Here is a 14,344-nt window from a genome sequence, read left to right as displayed (position 1 = left end):
ATATGAAAAAAATTACGCTCACGATATCATCTCGCGACTACACGATCACGCTTGATGATGATTTTGCTAAATTCTTTGAAGATGACTGGCAAAATTTAATGGGCGGACGCCAATTTATCGAGCCAAAAGAGCTTTTAAACGCCTTTATAGAAAAATGTTATGAGAATTATGCTGTGATAAAGGCAGTAAAAAATTTAACTGGCAATGTTGATGAGATATTAAAGCGAGAAGAGAGATGAAAAGACGAGCTTACACCTTGCTTGAGCTAATATTTATAGTAGTTATACTAGGTATTTTAAGCACAGTCGCTATACCTAGGCTATTTTTTTCTAGAAGTGATGCTACCGTCTCAAATGCCAAAACTCAACTTGCTGCCATAAGAAGCGGAATTTCACTAAAATACAATGACAACATCTTGCAAGCAAAGCCAGAATTTCCACAAAAGCTAGACGATGGCGATCCAAGCAAACTCTTTAAAAATGTTATAAATATACCGATAAAAGATAGCGGTAGCAAAAATGGCTGGCACAGAATAAACGATGACAAATATACATTTAGGCTAGATGGCAAAGTAGCAAATTTCAAATACGACAAAAATACTGGCGATTTTGGTTGCAGTGATGAAAATGAAATTTGCAAATCACTTCAGTAATGCATTATTACATACTCGCATTTTATGGGCTAAATTTAGCCCCACTCACTTATGAAAGCGATCAAAAACTAGAAAAATTTCAAGGCGTAAAGGCTTCTTTAAAAGGCAAAATTCTTACTGCTTTTATCGTAAACGAGACTGACAAACCAGAGTTTAAAACAAGCAAAATTTTAGAAATTCTACCGATTAATCTAACTTCAATGCAAAGCGAATTAGCAATATTTATCTCAAAATATTACACATGCGAGCTTGGCGTCAGCCTAAATTTATTTGAACCAAATAACATTATTGCAGCAGATAAATTTTATGAAAATCAAAATTTTAATGTGGCACCCAAACTAAGCGAAAAACAGCAAGAGGCTTTGGATTTTATAAATAAACGTAAAATTTCACTCATCTTTGGCGACACTGGAAGCGGAAAAAGTGAGATTTACATCGCTAAGATCAGAGAAATTTTAAACGCAGGCAGCCAAGCGCTATTTTTAATGCCTGAAATTTCACTCACGCCACAAATGCAAAAACGCCTTGAGAGCTTCTTTGGCGAGGCAGTAGCAGTCTGGCACTCAAAGATAACATCAAAGAAAAAAGAGCAAATTTTAAAAGATATAAAAAATGGGAAAGTTAGGCTCGTTGCAGGTGCGAGGTCGGCTTTATTTTTACCACTTGAAAAACTAAAACTTATCATCATCGACGAAGAACACGACGATAGCTATAAAAATACAGGCTCAAAGCCACACTACAACGCAAGAGATCTCGCCCTCTTTTTAACTAGTAAATTTGATCTACAAGTGGGGCTTGGAAGTGCCACGCCAAGCCTTACTAGCTTTTACAAGCAGGAGCATTTTCGCTTAAAAGGGACATATTTTGATTCGCAAAAAAATTACATTTTCGATGAGAGCGAGACGGGAATTAGTGAAATTTTAAAAGATGAAATTTCAAAAACACTCGCGAATAAAAGGCAAGCTGTCATCTGCCTGCCAACAAGGGCAAATTTTAAATATCTAGTCTGCAAAAACTGCGGTGAAACGCTAAAGTGCCCTTTTTGTAGCATCGGCATGAGCTACTATAAAAAGCAAAACGTGCTAAAGTGCCAATACTGCGAGCATAAAATGGCAGTGCCAAAGACCTGCCATCAGTGCGGTAGCGAGATGATAGAGGCCAAAAAAATTGGTACTAGCGAGCTACTTGAGAGACTGCAAAACGAGTTTGCAAACGCCAGAATCGCTAAATTTGACAGAGATGAGATAACGACACAAAACAAGCTTGTAAAGGCTTTAAAAGAATTTAACGACGGCAAGATAGATATCTTACTTGGTACGCAAATGCTAAGCAAAGGGCATGACTACCACAACGTCGAGCTTGCTGTCATCATGGGATTTGACGAACTTTTAAATTTTCCTGATTATAAAGCCAGGGAGCGAACGCTCGCTCTTGCCATGCAAGTAGCTGGAAGAGCTGGTAGAAACGGGGTTGGTAGAGTTATCATTCAAAGCAAACAAAGAGAATTTTTTGAGAGCTACATCAGTGATTATGACGCATTTTTAAAAGATGAGATAAATTATAGAAAAGAGCTTTATCCGCCATTTACCAGGCTTCTTCGCATTATCATCTCACATAAAGATGAACACATAGTAAAAAATACAATGAATGAATTTGTACAAAGAATAGAACCTTTAAAAAGCGATGAGCTTGAGATCATAGGATACGGAAAGTGCCAGATAGAGTATCTTGGAAGCAAATTTAGATATGAAATTTTACTCCGCTCAAACTCTCATATACCTCTTTTAAAAGCTGCAAATCTCTGCAAAAGTGAACTTAGCGATATTGATATAGACCCGGTAAATTTTAGTTAAAAATGCTAGTCTAAAAACCATCCAACAAAGACATGGTAAATTTTAAAATAGATAATAGAGAAACCTAAGGCTTATGAAAGCATTATGAAATTTGATAAGTTGGCTATAAAGAGTAAGTAAAATTTTAGAAACTACATCCAATAAAAATACTAATTTTTATAAACTATTAAAAATAAATTTTCAAGCCTTTTAAAAGCCATTTTTCTTTATAATCCCCAATAAAAATTTAAAGGCAAAATTTTGCAACGATACCCAACAAAACAGATAAAAATTCGCAATGTTTTAATAGGCGGTGACGCACCGATCTCCGTGCAGTCGATGACATTTTCAAAGACAAAAGACGTAAAAGGCACGCTTGAGCAGATACAAAGGCTATATTTTGCCGGCTGTGATATCGTGCGCTGCGCAGTTTTTGACAAAGAGGATGCCAGCGTGCTAAAGCAGATCGTTGCAGGCTCACCTATTCCAGTCGTTGCAGACATTCATTTTAACCACACCTACGCACTCATCGTTAGCGAATTTGTCGATGCTATCCGCATAAATCCCGGCAACATCGGCTCCACTAAAAATATAAAAGCAGTCGTTGATGCCTGCAAGCAGAGAAATCTGCCTATCCGCATAGGCGTAAATTCTGGCTCGCTTGAAAAGCAGTTTGAGGATCGCTACGGCCGCACGGTGGAGGCGATGGTGGAGAGTGCTATGTATAACATCAAGCTTCTTGAGGATTTTGACTTTACGGACATTAAAATTTCGCTCAAATCAAGCGACGTAGAGCGCACGATGCAAGCTTATAGAGCGCTTCGACCAAAGACAAACTATCCGTTTCATCTTGGTGTAACAGAGGCAGGTACCACTTTTCACGCGACTATCAAGTCCGCGATCGCACTTGGCGGGCTTTTGCTTGAGGGTATAGGCGATACGATGAGAGTTAGCATAACTGGCGAGCTTGAAGAGGAGATAAAAGTCGCAAAAGCGATCTTAAAAGATAGCGGCCGCCAAAAAGAGGGACTAAATATCATCTCATGCCCAACTTGTGGGCGTTTGCAAGCTGATCTAATGGCGGCAGTAAAGCTCGTAGAAGAAAAAACAAAAGGTATAAAAGAGCCGCTAAACGTTTCAGTCATGGGCTGCGTGGTAAATGCGATCGGCGAGGCAAAGGGCGCAGATGTTGCCATAGCATTTGGAAAAGGCAATGGCATGATCATGCGTCACGGCGAAGTGGTCGCAAGACTGCCTGAGAGCGAGCTTGTGGATAGATTTTTACAAGAGATCGATGACGAGATAAAAAGTAGGGACTAAAGGAAAAGTTGTGGCAAAGCAAAGAGTTAACGAGATAGAATTTACCCACCTTTACGACATTGATATGGAGCGAGCTATACTAAGCTCCATTTTGCAAAACAACGATATTTTAGGTGAAATTTTTGACATTGTTAAGGCAAAGGATTTTTATCTAAAAGGGCATTCGCAAATATACGATGCAATGGTAGCATGCCTAAATAGCGATGATCCTATAACTATGCCATTTTTAAAAAATAGACTTGGCGAAAAATACGACGAAGAGCTAATACTAGATATTTTGGGCACAAACTCCCTAATAGACATTCAAAAATACGCAAACGAACTAAGAGAAAAATCTATAAAACGAAGTCTTGTAAAGATCGCTCACAATATACCAAGCAAAGTAAATGAAGACAAGCCAAGCCGCGATATGGTCGATGATCTTAGCCAGGAATTTTACTCTTTGATAGAAGGTGGAAGCACTGGAGTTATAAAAGAAGGCAAAGAGATCATCATGAAAATGATGGATCATATTAATGCTCAAGCTTTACTTGGCGAAAAAGATATCGTTGGACTTGATACTGGATTTAAAAAGCTAAATGAGATGATAAAGGGCTTTAAAAATGGAGACCTCATCATCGTCGCAGCTCGTCCAGGCATGGGAAAAACGACGCTTTGTTTAAATTTTATGAGTCAGGTTTTAAAAAATAATACTGGAGTTGTTTTTTTCTCACTCGAGATGCCAGCTGAGCAAATAATGATGAGAATGCTAGCAAGCAAGACCTCTATCCCACTTCAAGATATAATGACTGCAAAGATGGATGATGAAGCGTTGGCTAGATTTAGCGATGCTTGCGAGGAGTTTGCTGCTAGCAAGCTTTTTGTGCATGATAGTGGCTATGTAAATATCCATCAAGTAAGAACACAAATGCGAAAACTAAAGGCTATGCATCCTGAAATTTCACTTTGTGTGATTGACTACATCGGTCTTATGATGAGTACAAATAACTACGCTGATCGTCATGTCCAAATAGCTGAAATTTCTCGTGGATTAAAGCTTTTAGCACGCGAGCTAGATATGCCAATCATCGCCCTTTCTCAGCTAAATAGAAGCCTAGAATCTCGCGCAAACAAGCGCCCTATGCTAAGCGATCTAAGAGAATCAGGCGCAATCGAGCAAGATGCTGACATCATTCTTTTTGTTTATAGAGATGAGTTTTATCTAGAACAAGAAGAAAAAGAGAAAGAAAAACGCGCAAGTGCCGAGGGCAAAGAGTACAAGAGCAATCACGTCTTTAATAAGCTTCAAGAAAAGGCTGAGATCATCGTTGGCAAAAATAGAAATGGCGAAACTGGTTCAGTTGATGTGCTCTTTCAAAAGCAACACTCAAGGTTTGAAGATATGTCTGCAATGCCAGTATCTGATGTTTCATTTGAAGGCTGATGCGTTTTAAAGCTTTAAAAAATAGAGAAATTTTTACTATATTTTGTCTGTTTTGCCTTTGTATTTTTTCTGTAAATTTAGCTATTAACTATCATAAATATCAAATTTTTATGGACAAAGGCGAACAAGAGCTAACAGCAACCGTGATTTCTAGCTACGAAAAGCTTGGAGATGACGGCAAGAAAAGGCAAATTTTAAAGCTTAAGACTGATGAGTTTTCATTTTATACGCTTGGGGCTAAAACAGATGACTTTAAAGCCGGAGATAATATATTTCTAAGCGTCATAAATTTAGACGTTAGTTTTAAAGACTATCTTGCTTCCTCCTTTTACATGCCTAGCTTTTCACGCGAAAAACTGCCACAAAAAGCCACGCTAAATATCAACCAAAAACTACAATCAATAATCTACGCCCAGCATGAAAATAGCAAAATTTCACAACTCTACTCGGCTCTATTTTTAGGCACAAGCATTGACGGCAAGCTAAGAGATGACGTCTCGCACCTTGGTATAGCGCATCTTATAGCCATAAGTGGCTATCATTTAGGTTTCATAAGTGCGGTTATATTTTTTGTATTTAGGCCGCTTTTAAAATTTTTATATGCGAGGTTTTTACCTTTTAGAAACTACAACTTTGATCTAGCTATTATCGTTTTTATAGTCTTGTCATTTTACTTTTTTATAATAGGCTTTATACCAAGCTTTTTGCGAGCGTTCTTAATGAGCATTTTAGGATTTTATTGCACGTTAAAAGGTGTTAAAATTTTAAACTTCAAGACACTTTTTATAGTAGCGCTTGTTAGCATATCGCTCTTTCCGCAGCTACTTTTTAGTGTAGGTTTTTACTTTTCACTTATGGGCGTTTTTTACATATTTTTATATTTTAAACACCTAAAAGATAAATTTTTACCTTTCATTCATCTTATACTTTTAAATTTATATGTTTGCTTTGCAATGGAAATTTGCGTGCTTTATTTCTTTCCGCTCATTAGCTTACAGCAGCTTAGCGTCCTTGCTATCAACTACATCTTTAGCGTTTTTTATCCATTAAGCGCCATACTTCATATGGCTTCGTATGGCGACATTTTTGATGGATTGCTAAATAATGTTTTAAATTTTAGACTAAGCTCGACTAAAATTTTCGTGCCAGCTATTATTTTTATCTTTTATAATATCGCTTCGCTTCTAGCTATAAAATTTAGATCCATATTCTACATCTTGCCACTACTTGGGCTTTTATGCTTTTTCGTTGCTGGCTATAAAATTTACGCCTAAGCGATCTTCATACCATAAAATTTCATTATCTTGTTATGAATTATCAAAGATATATACATTATGACAGCGCCTAAAATTAGCCTAGTTAAGTCTGTATCCTTTTGCCAAAAGACTAAATTTACGATGATGGCAGCTGGAATGAGAGCGTTATTCATGATAGCAAGCACGCCACTATCAACTTCGCAAGCACCTTTGTTCCACATAAAATACCCTAGCCCACTAGCGACCACTCCAAGCCAGAGAAGCACTAAAATTTGAGTTGAAGTAAGTGAAAATTTGGCTGGATTGCCAAGGGTAAGAAGCGCAACGACAGCTACAAAAAATGCCCCAAAGTGAAAGTAGCCAAAGACATTTTTTTGATCGACGTCAAATTTTTCTAAAAGTGCCTTATATGCGCTCTGCCCTGCTCCAAAGCAGATATTTGCCGCTTGCACTAGCAAAAAGCCTTTTAATACACCATCGTTTATAGCGCCGTATTTTATAACCAAAGCTCCAAAAACCGCAACACCAACGCTAAATAGATAAAGTGGTCTAAATTTAAAGCTAAATGCGTCGTAGATGAGCGTCACATAAAACGGCGTAAAAATGGTAAAAAGTGCGACTTCTGGCACGCTTAGATACAAAAATGAATTGTAATAAAATAGATACATAAACCCTATTTGCACCGCTCCGATCGCCATTATGCCAAATGCTAGCTTTGGACTGATACCACGAAATTTTGTAAATGGCAAAAAGACTAAGCTCGCAAGCACAACCCGAATAAAAACAGCCAAATAGCTATCAACCTTGCCAGCTAAAAACTCACCTATCAAACTAAAGCTAAACGCCCACAAAATGGTTACAAAGATCAGTTTATTCAATTATCACCTCATTTATTTTTCTTGCACATTCAAAAAAATACTCAAGCTTATTTAGCTCAAGCAAATCGCCATCAAGTATAAAATTTGCCCTATCACTAAAATTTTTCTCACTCACAAACAAAAATTCTTCATATTTTATCTCGCCATCAAGATAGCCATTTAACAAATCAATAAAATCACTATCAAGCTTATCTTGCTTCAAATCTTGCAAATTTAACTTTGCATTTAAGCCTTTGATCGTGCTTTCTAGCTCTTTTAGGCGAGTGATTATCCTATTTTCTTCATCGCTTAGATCAAGTGCCGCCTTTTGCTCTTCAATGCGTTTAACTTGACTTTGCTTGCTAAGACTTAAGCTATCAGGCAGCTTCCACTCAAACTCCACTCTAGGCTTGTTCGCATCAGCGTAAGCACCTATCATCTGCGAAGTCGTCCTCTCACCTTTTTTAAAGCTGTTATTATTCACACTTTGCGTATCTTTTAAGTAAATTTTTGGAGCAAATTTACTCTTTTGCTTCTCATTTTCTTGCTCTTTTATAAATTTTTCTTGCTCCATCGCCCCAAGTTTTGCACTTATATCATCTTTGCTAAAATCTGGCATCATTATCTTTGAGCCAGCATTAAAGCCGATCTCGCCGTTTGAGAGCAAATTTATCCTTGAGTTTAGCTCGGCTAGCTTAAGCCCAAGCTCGTCAAGCTCAGCTCTTTTTTTATTTAACGTGAAATTTATCGCATCAAATTCACTCTTATCGATCTCACCATACTCAAACCAAAACTCATTTTCAGCCGCAGCCTTAGCAAAGCTATCTACAAATTTTGTCTCTAAATTTATAAGCGAATTTAGTGCAACGGCGTTAAAATAGACCTTTGCGACCTGAAAAGCAGTGAGATTCATCAGCTCTTCATCTTTGTAAATTTTCTCCACGCCCTTGTGGTCTAAAATTTTATCAGCAGCCTCGCTCGCACCGCCGTCAAAGATAAGATACTCAACCTTTGCCGTGATCGAGCCTGCCTTTGTCATATATCCACCCTTTATCTCATCAGGCACAAAGGTATATCTACCATCAAGGGATAAATTTAGCTTTTTACTCTTATTTTTATTTATATATTCATTTTTATTAAATTCTTTCAAACTCTCAAGCCTTGCACTTTGCGCTAGAGCGATGATCTCTAGTAAATTTCCAGCCCAAAGAGGCAAAGCAAAGAGCAAAACCGCTAAAATCTTCTTCAAATTCTCTCCCTTTCATAAAATTTTCTTATAAATTTATCAAGATTATAAACCCATGCAAAAAGCACTGGCACGACAAGCAGGCTAAGTAAGGTCGAGCTAATGAGCCCAAAGATGATGCTTATAGCCATAGGTGAGTTTGCCTCAAAGCCAGCACCCCTGCTAAGTGCAAGTGGCAGCATAGCAAATATCATCGCAAAAGTGGTCATCAAAACAGCCCTTAGGCGCTTTTTTGCAGCCATTTTCACAGCTTCGTTTGCCTCTATGCCGCTATTTGCAAAGTGGTTTGCAAAATCAACCACCAAAATGGCGTTTTTACCGACCATGCCAAAGAGCAATATGACGCCAACCATGACAAAAAGGCTAAATGGATTGCCGCTTATAAAAAGGCCAATCACCACGCCACAAAAGGCAAGCGGCATGGCAAGCATGATGAGAAATGGCAGCAAAAAGCTCTCGTAAAGTGCAGCAAGCACCATATAAATAAGTACCGCACTAGCGCTCACCGTAAAGATAAAAGAGGCGTTCGTATCATCCATCAGCTCAACAAATCCTAGAAATTTATACTTGAAATTTGCTGGCAAAATTTCATCAAGCTTCTTTGAAATTTCATTTGCCACGCTATTTAGCGGAGCGTTATTTTTGGTATTTGCTAGAAATTTGATCTCATCAGCTCTATTAAACCTCGAAATACTAGCTGGCTTTTGCTCAAAACTAATCGTCGCCACATCGCCAAGTGTCACGAAAAAGCCCTCGTTGCTTCTTATTTTAGTCTTTAAGATATCATCTGTATCGCTTCTAAATTTATCATCAAGACGCATATAAAGCTCATACTCTTTGCCATTTTCGTTTTCAAAAACAGAGACCTCGTTCTGGCTAAATGCGCTATAAACGGCGCTTGCAACGCTGGCTTTGTCTAAATTTAGCCTCTTTGCCTTATCTTCATCAATAGAAATTTGCACACGCTTTAGCAGATCTTCTTCAGGAGAATTTACGTCCGTTGCGTCATTTATCTCTTTTAGCATTTTGCTAATCTTTGGTACAAATTTCTCTAGCTCTTTGCCATTTTCAGAGGTGATAGTAAGCTTAACTGGCTGCACATCGCCACCTTCAACCACTGGCAGATCAGCCACGATGACGCTCATATCATCGCTCTTTAGTCTGTCACGAAAACTTTGCATGATAGCGTTTTGCCGCTCGTGATTAGCTCTATCTTTTAGCTCCTTTAGTCTAACGTAAGCCTTTACAAGATAAGGCTGCTTGGCGTCTGTGTAGCCAAGGATGAAGTAGGCGTAAGCTACCTGAGGATCGGCATTTATGAGTGAAATTTTATCTTTTAGCTTCTCTTTGCTAGCTTGCAGGCTAAGTGAGGGATCGAGCTTAAAGTAGATGTTAAACTCCGAGTTATCCTCGCTTGGCATGAAGTCACCGCCTACAAATTTAGCCAGCCCAAACGAGCAAACAACAACCGCAATCGTTATAGCTAAAAATATGAGCTTAAATTTAAGCGCTAAAGCTAAAATTTTCTCATAGCCATTTTCAAGTGCCTCAAAAAATGGCTCACTTTTTAGAAAAAAGCCACTTTGTTTAGCATTTACAAACCTTGCACTAAGCATTGGCACGAGAAATATGCTCACAAAAAATGAGATGACGATGCCAGCTGCCACGCTCATCGCAAAGGAGTTAAAGTACTTGCCAACGATGCCGCTCATAAAGGCGATAGGCACGAAGACGCAAAGCAGCACGAGCGAGATCGCAAAGACGCTAAATGCTATCTCTTTTATACCTGCAAAGCTTGCTTTTAGGGCATTTGGCTCATCTTTTAGCTTGCTAGCGATATTTTCAGTGACAACTATCGCATCATCGATGAAAATTCCGATACCAAGGGTCAGCGCTATGAGGCTTAAGCGGTTTATGTCGTATCCTAGGGCATTTATGATGAAAAATGTCGCTACGATGCTAGTTGGTATCGCTACGACTGAGATGATAGTGATCGAGAAATTTCTTAAAAACAGATATACGATCACGATGGTTAGCAAGACGCCAAGGATCATATCAAAGGCGGTTTGATCGATGTGTTTTTGTATCACTTCGCTCTTATCATAAGCTATTTTTACGTCGTATTCGCCACCAAGTAGGCTTTTAAACTGATCTAGCTTTGACTTAGCTAGAGCGATCACGGTTAGAGCGTTTGCGTCTGGAGCTAGCTCAAGGCCAAGCAAGACGCCACTTTTTTTATCCATTATCGCTGCTTCATTTGCGTCTTTGTAAGCAAGATCAACGCTTGCGATATCTTTTAAAAAAACCCCTTGCTTGATCGTTAAATTTCTTATCTCATCTATGCTTTTGGCGCTGAAATTTGACTTGATCGCCATTTGGATCTGCTCATTTTCTATCTTACCAAGAGGTGCTTTTAAATTTTCAACCTTTATCAAATTTGCCACTTCGTTTGCACTAAGGGCGTTTTTATCAAGCTTAAATCTATCTAGTAAAATTTTCACCGCTGGCTCTAAAAAGCCATTTGTCTTGACCTTTGAAACGCCGCTTATGCGCTCTAAAAATGGCTTTGCCACGTCATCGATCTCTTGCATGAGCTTGGTTTCATTACCATCAAGCCTTGTGATAAAGAGGCTAAAGACAGATGACGAGAGACCATTTAGCTTTTCTATCTCGTAGTTTGCGTTTAGGCGTGCTTTTTGCATCTTGTCGCGGACGTCGTTTGTGGCGCTCTCTAGGTCTTTGTTTAGCTCAAATTCGATGCTTACCACGCTTAGGTTGTCAAAGCTAGTTGAGTAAAGCTTTTTTATTCCCTCGATGCTTGAGACCTCATCCTCGATCTTTTGCGTGATCTTTGTCTTGATGTAGTTCATATCGCCATTTGCGTAGGTCGTGATCTTAACGATTGGGATATTTACTTGCGGGTATAAATTTACATTCATCGTCTTTAGCGAGTAGATACCAAAGACAACGAGGCTTAAAAAAATCATAAGCGTAGTTATGGGGCGATTTATGGCTGTTTTTATCATTTATTTTCGCCGATTATCACTTTTCCTTGACCAAACATGCCTGGCTTCATCCCCACATCGTAAGCTTCGGCGTAAAATTTTCTAGTCTCTCGCTTGATCTCTGGATAGATGAGAGCGATTTTTACCTCTTTTTCATTGCTTGTTGCGTCAAGTTTAAATTTAAATGTATCGCCAATCTTTACCAAATCTACATATTTTTCATCGATCGCTATTAAAATTTTTGCCTCATTTGAATTTAAAACAAAAGCTGGACTAAGTGGCGAAATACCCTCTCCAAGCTCAATGTTTTTACTAGCGATAACGCCATCAAATGGAGCTTTTAAAACAGCTTTTTTAAGGCGATCTTGCGCATTTAAAATGGCGATTTGTGCACTTTGAACCCGAAGTATCGCTTCGTCAAATTTATACTTTACCTCGTCAAACTCTTGCTTTGAAGTGACATCCCTTACTTGAGTAAATTTACTTAAAGTATTTTTTGCAAATTCACTAGCATTTTTTGCCAGCTCAAGATCATTTTTTGCCTTTTTAAGAGCGATTTCTAAGCTGCTTTGATCAAGGCTAGCTAAAGCGTCGCCCTTTTTAACATGACTTGAAACATCTACAAAAATTTTATCCACTTTACCACTGCTCTCAAATGCAAGCTTTGAGCTTTGCTTGGCATAGACTTCAAAGTCAGCAAAAATTTCTTCACTAGCAAATGAAAAAATACCAAATATCATCAAAATTATCAGCTTTTTCAATCTCTAATCCTCTCTAAAATGCTCTCACCATTTTCAAAAAAGAACTCCGCTTTTTTAATCTCAAGCTCATCTTTTGCACTCTCAAAAAGGCTAATGGCATCAAATTTTTGAGAGAGTGCCTCAAGCAGATCGCTATATCCCAAAAGCCCAGAGTTATACTTTTCATAGCTAGCTTTTAATGCCAAATCGCTTGCTCTTACATATTCATTTAGTGAAGCGATTTTTGAAGTAAGCACCACGATTTCACTTTGCAAATTTTTAAGCTTTGTCTCATTTTCACGCTTTTTGTACTCCAAATTTAGCCTTGCCTCATCAAGCGCGATCTTTTGAGCCTGACTCATCTTACTAGTGGCGAAAAAATCAAAAATTTTCCATTTAAAAGCGATACCAAATTTATTACCATGAGTATCTTCTTTTAAGTATTTATCCACGTATGAGCGGTAAGAGCTAAGCCTGCCTAGATCGATATCGTAATTATTTTTATAAAATCCATATGTGTCATAAAGCATTATTTGGGGTAAAAAACCAGCCTTTGCCTCGATAAGCTTTGCCTCGCCTAAAAATACATCTTGGCTTAGTCTATCAAGCTCAGCATTCTTTGAAGCTAAATTTGAACTAATATCAGCCATCTTTGCTCCAGCTACTGGCAAAATTTGCTCACCAGTTAGCAAATTTATCTCATTTAAGATTTGCTCCATTTTGTTTTTATATTCAAGCTGCGTGCTATTTGCTAAGTAATATTTAGCCCTTACATTTTCAAGCTCATCTTTTGCGGCAAGGCCTGCAACGTTTGCCTTTTCAAGCTTGTCTAAAACGCCTTTTAAAAAATTTGCTTGAGCCTGCTTGGCTGTGATTATATTTTCAAGTGCAGCTGCATTAAAGTATAAATTTACAGCCTTAAGTGCAAGGTAGTTTTTGGCTTCATCACTTGCTATGGCGGCTTTGTTTTTTAAAAGCTGGCTCATCTTTAGCCTAGCCTCTCTCGCTCCGCCGTCATAAAGCAAAAAATCAATCCTAGCTAGCACACCGGCTGACTCTTTAGCGACTACACTTGGAAAAGTGCTTGCATTTTTGCCGTATGAGCCCTCTAGGCTAAGGCTTGGCATATATGAGCTTAACGTAGCTTCATCGCTTAAATTTGCTCTTTTTAACTCAAGCTCTTTGATCTTTGAAATTTCATTTTGCGTTGCCTTGTTTGCGATCACGCTTAAATTTGAACCAAGCAAAAATACCGGCAAAAAAATGAATAAAAATTTTTTCATTAGTGAAAGCTTTTTACAAGATTTCCTATTAGTAAATTCCAGCCATCAACAAGCACGAATATGAGCAGTTTAAATGGTAGTGAGATCATGACAGGAGGAAGCATCATCATACCCATAGCCATTAGCACTGAGCTTACGACCATGTCGATGACAAGAAATGGCAAATAGAGCAAAAATGCTATCTCAAAAGATGTCTTTAGCTCACTTATCATGAAAGCTGACATTGCGATACTTAGCGGTATTTCTTCGATATTTGCTGGATTTTGTAAATTTCTAATCCTAAAAAAAAGTGCAAGGTCTTTTTCTCTTGTGTTTTTTACCATAAATTCTTTAAATGGCTTTAAGCTTTTATCAAGCATCTCTTCATAACCTATCTGCTCAGCTATATAAGGCTTTATGCCATCATTATAGCTCTTTTGCCCAACTGGTTCCATGATAAAAAAGGTAAGAACCATCGCAAGCGAGATAAGCACTGTTGAAGGAGGCACTTGTTGCGTGCCCATCGCTTGGCGTAAAAATGAAAATACGATAACAAGCCTTAAAAAACTTGTCATCATAAAAATGAGCGAAGGAGCGAGTGCAAGTGCGGTGAGGATTAGTAAAACGTTTAGAGAATTTACAAGTTGCTCGGCATTTGTTGGAGAATTTAGACTTAAATTTATAGTTGGTAGCGCAGGATCAGCCCCAAAAACCGTGCAAAGTAAAACCGCTAAAGCAAGCAGTGCTTTCA

12 protein-coding genes are annotated in these 14,344 nt (G+C 38.2%); 6 read left to right on the top strand and 6 right to left on the bottom strand.

Going from position 1 to position 14,344, the window contains the following annotated elements; translation table 11 throughout:
- Nucleotides 1-2: 2 nt before the first annotated feature.
- The 6 genes from CVS97_RS00645 (at nt 3) to CVS97_RS00620 (ending at nt 6,501) form a co-directional block, all read left to right on the top strand.
- Complete coding sequence (locus tag CVS97_RS00645) at nt 3-239, top strand: hypothetical protein (protein WP_054196819.1); 237 nt, start codon at nt 3-5, stop codon at nt 237-239.
- Entirely contained in the window at nt 236-652 is a 417-nt protein-coding gene (locus CVS97_RS00640; RefSeq protein WP_107784721.1) for a type II secretion system protein, read from the top strand. The genes CVS97_RS00645 and CVS97_RS00640 overlap by 4 nt, the downstream gene beginning before the upstream one ends.
- Nucleotides 652-2,505 carry a primosomal protein N' gene (locus tag CVS97_RS00635; RefSeq protein WP_107784720.1) on the top strand — a complete coding sequence of 618 codons (1,854 nt, stop codon included), beginning with the start codon at nt 652-654 and terminating at the stop codon, nt 2,503-2,505. The genes CVS97_RS00640 and CVS97_RS00635 overlap by 1 nt, the downstream gene beginning before the upstream one ends.
- A 240-nt stretch (nt 2,506-2,745) precedes the next feature.
- Nucleotides 2,746-3,804, top strand: coding sequence for a flavodoxin-dependent (E)-4-hydroxy-3-methylbut-2-enyl-diphosphate synthase (gene ispG / locus CVS97_RS00630; protein ID WP_107784719.1), 1,059 nt, complete (start codon nt 2,746-2,748; stop codon nt 3,802-3,804).
- A gap of 10 nt (nt 3,805-3,814) precedes the next feature.
- Nucleotides 3,815-5,227, top strand: coding sequence for a replicative DNA helicase (locus CVS97_RS00625; protein ID WP_107784718.1), 1,413 nt, complete (start codon nt 3,815-3,817; stop codon nt 5,225-5,227).
- A complete protein-coding gene (locus CVS97_RS00620) occupies nt 5,227-6,501 on the top strand; it encodes a ComEC/Rec2 family competence protein (RefSeq protein ID WP_107784717.1) in 1,275 nt (424 codons plus the stop codon). The genes CVS97_RS00625 and CVS97_RS00620 overlap by 1 nt, the downstream gene beginning before the upstream one ends.
- Here the strand turns inward: CVS97_RS00620 and CVS97_RS00615 are convergent.
- Genes CVS97_RS00615 through fliP form a run of 6 tightly spaced genes read right to left on the bottom strand, consistent with a single transcriptional unit; the run spans nt 6,498 to nt 14,336 of the window.
- On the bottom strand, nt 6,498-7,361 hold the full coding sequence (locus CVS97_RS00615) for an EamA family transporter (protein WP_107784716.1): 864 nt from the start codon (nt 7,359-7,361) through the stop codon (nt 6,498-6,500). The two genes, CVS97_RS00620 and CVS97_RS00615, sit on opposite strands and share 4 nt — an antisense overlap.
- Nucleotides 7,354-8,589 (bottom strand): TolC family protein, encoded by a 1,236-nt coding sequence (locus CVS97_RS00610; RefSeq protein ID WP_107784715.1) that lies wholly within the window; start codon nt 8,587-8,589, stop codon nt 7,354-7,356. The genes CVS97_RS00615 and CVS97_RS00610 overlap by 8 nt, the downstream gene beginning before the upstream one ends.
- A complete protein-coding gene (locus CVS97_RS00605) occupies nt 8,586-11,612 on the bottom strand; it encodes an efflux RND transporter permease subunit (RefSeq protein ID WP_107784714.1) in 3,027 nt (1,008 codons plus the stop codon). Before CVS97_RS00605 ends, CVS97_RS00610 begins: the two co-directional genes overlap by 4 nt.
- Nucleotides 11,609-12,352, bottom strand: a complete 744-nt coding sequence (locus tag CVS97_RS00600) for an efflux RND transporter periplasmic adaptor subunit (RefSeq protein ID WP_107784713.1) — start codon at nt 12,350-12,352, stop codon at nt 11,609-11,611. Before CVS97_RS00600 ends, CVS97_RS00605 begins: the two co-directional genes overlap by 4 nt.
- Nucleotides 12,349-13,614 carry a TolC family protein gene (locus CVS97_RS00595; protein WP_107784712.1) on the bottom strand — a complete coding sequence of 422 codons (1,266 nt, stop codon included), beginning with the start codon at nt 13,612-13,614 and terminating at the stop codon, nt 12,349-12,351. The genes CVS97_RS00600 and CVS97_RS00595 overlap by 4 nt, the downstream gene beginning before the upstream one ends.
- The gene (fliP, locus tag CVS97_RS00590) at nt 13,614-14,336 is read right to left on the bottom strand and encodes a flagellar type III secretion system pore protein FliP (RefSeq protein ID WP_374048483.1); all 723 of its coding nucleotides are present in this window, start codon (nt 14,334-14,336) and stop codon (nt 13,614-13,616) included. Before fliP ends, CVS97_RS00595 begins: the two co-directional genes overlap by 1 nt.
- Between the last annotated feature and the right edge of the window lie 8 nt (nt 14,337-14,344).

Origin of the sequence: Campylobacter concisus (genome assembly GCF_003049735.1) — a bacterium.
GTDB classification, from domain to species: Bacteria; Campylobacterota; Campylobacteria; order Campylobacterales; family Campylobacteraceae; genus Campylobacter_A; species Campylobacter_A concisus_AN.
Note: the sequence above shows the minus strand (reverse complement) of the source record. Positions and strands in the feature narration are given on the sequence as shown.